This is a genomic window from Aliivibrio sp. 1S128, assembly GCF_001691065.1.
Lineage (GTDB): Bacteria > Pseudomonadota > Gammaproteobacteria > Enterobacterales > Vibrionaceae > Aliivibrio.
Genome location: NZ_MAJV01000045.1, coordinates 1 through 443 on the forward strand (window position 1 = coordinate 1; position 443 = coordinate 443).

Annotated in this window: 1 protein-coding gene; it reads right to left on the bottom strand. The window is 46.3% G+C overall.

From position 1 onward, the window contains the following. Positions 1-443, bottom strand: a 443-nt coding sequence (locus A6E03_RS07220) for a VCBS domain-containing protein (RefSeq protein ID WP_218060159.1), incomplete at both ends; no start/stop codon positions are given.

Genomic DNA, 443 nt, shown 5'->3' on the forward strand with positions numbered 1-443 from the left:
GCTTGAACGGTCGGGTTGGTGTTATCTAAATCGTATGTCCACGCACCTGAATCAGTTAGATGTAACGTGCCTAGTGAGCCGATAATATCTGTGCTTGAGAAGTGCGCTTCACCGGTATCGACATCCGTAACAGTCAGTGTACCTGAGGTATGAAGTTGAGACTCTTCGGTCACAGAACCTGAGTTTGTACCCCCAATCACTGCTTTGTCATTAGTGCCATTAACCGTGATAGTTACTTGATGAGGCGTACCATCGGCAGAATGAACGGTGATGGAATCGGTAGCTGTCGCTCCTTTACCTAACGCTTGAACGGTAGGGTTAGTATTATCTAGATCGTATGTCCAATTACCATTATCTGTTAGGTGGAGAGTACCTAAAGTCCCAACAATGTTGGTATTGGAGAAATGGGCTTCGCCGGTATCGACATCCGTAACAGTCAGTGT